Below are 1508 nucleotides of genomic sequence, written 5' to 3'. Positions count from 1 at the left end.
CCGCCCGCACCGGCGGCGCCCCGGCGCCCGCCCCGCAGGCGATCCTCGCGGCGGCGGTCGAGGGCGCGGCGGTGGACATCGAGTCCGCCCAGATCATCGAGTCCCGGTACTTCACCTCCCTGGTCACCGGACCGGTGGCGACCAACATGATCCGGGCGCTGTTCTTCGACCGGCGGACCGTGGAGGCCGGGGCCCGTCGCCCCGCCGGCGTCCCGGAGCGCCCCGTCACCCGGGCCGCCGTCCTGGGCGCCGGGATGATGGGCGCCGGCATCGCGCACGTGCTCGCCCGGGCGGGGATCGAGGTGGTGCTCAAGGATCTCGACGCCGGGCGCGCCGCCCGGGGCCGGGAGCACTGCGCGGAGCTGACGGCCCGGGAGGTGGAGCGCGGCCGGCTGTCCGCCGAGGAGCGCGAGGAGGTGCTGGGCCGCCTGACGCCCACCGCCGACCCCGCCGACCTGGCCGGCTGCGACACGGTGATCGAGGCGGTGGTGGAGGACCCGGAGGCCAAGGCCGCGGCGCTGCGCGAGGCGCTTCCGCTCCTCGCCCCCGACGCCCTGCTGTGCACCAACACCTCCACCCTGCCCATCGGAGACCTGGCCCGCTCGGTCGACCGCCCGGCCGACTTCCTGGGCCTGCACTTCTTCTCCCCGGTGGAGCGCATGCCGCTGGTGGAGATCGTGCGCGGGGCCGACACCGGCGACGAGGCCGTCGCCCGCGCCTTCGACCTGGTCCGTCGCCTGCGGAAGACGCCGATCGTGGTCAACGACGCCCGCGGCTTCTTCACCTCCCGGGTCATCGGCCGCTTCCTCGACGAGGGGCTGCGCATGGTGGGGGAGGGGGTCGCTCCCGCCTCGATCGAGCGGGCCTGCCTCTCCGCCGGATACCCCACCCCGGTCCTCGCCCTGCTGGACGAGCTGACCCTCACCCTGCCCCTGGCCATCCGCCGCGCCGCGCGCGCCGCCGGAGCGGGGCCGACGGACGGCCCGGACCCGGCCGAGCGGGTGCTGGAGCGGATGGTCGAGGAGTTCGGCCGAACCGGCCGCGCGGCCGGTGCCGGTTTCCACGAGTACGACGGCCCCGGCGGGCGGCGATCGCGGTTGTGGCCGGGGCTGCGCGAGCACTTCGCGCCCGCCGGCACCGGATCCGCGACGCCCACCGGCGGGGCGGAGCCCGCGGCCGGGCACGCCGACCTGCGGGAGTTGCGCGAGCGGATGCTCTTCGCCGAGTCCCTGGAGGCGATGCGGGCGCTGGAGGAGGGCGTGGTGGAGTCCGAGGCGGACGCGACCGTGGGGTCGTTGCTGGGCATCGGCTTTCCCGCCTGGACCGGCGGAGTGCTCCGCTACGCGGACGGATGGCCGACCGGAGCCGCCGGCTTCCTGGAGCGGGCCCGGGAGTTGCGGGAGCGTCACGGGGAGCGCTTCGAGCCGCCGGCGTGGTTGGTCGAGCGGGTTCGCGAGGGGCGCCCGGTGGGAGGCGCCCCGCGGTGACGCCGGGGGACGGTCGGGGGA

General features: G+C 77.0%; 1 protein-coding gene. It reads left to right on the top strand.

The features are described from left to right. On the top strand, nt 1-1487 hold a 1487-nt coding region (locus tag FNQ90_RS22800), incomplete at its 5' end, for a 3-hydroxyacyl-CoA dehydrogenase family protein (protein WP_182608074.1). Nucleotides 1488-1508: the final 21 nt, after the last annotated feature.

This window comes from Streptomyces alkaliphilus (assembly GCF_014141535.1).
Classification (GTDB): Bacteria; Actinomycetota; Actinomycetes; order Streptomycetales; family Streptomycetaceae; genus Streptomyces; species Streptomyces alkaliphilus.
The sequence above is the reverse complement of the archived record's forward strand: the minus strand, read 5'-3'. Positions and strand labels throughout refer to the sequence as shown.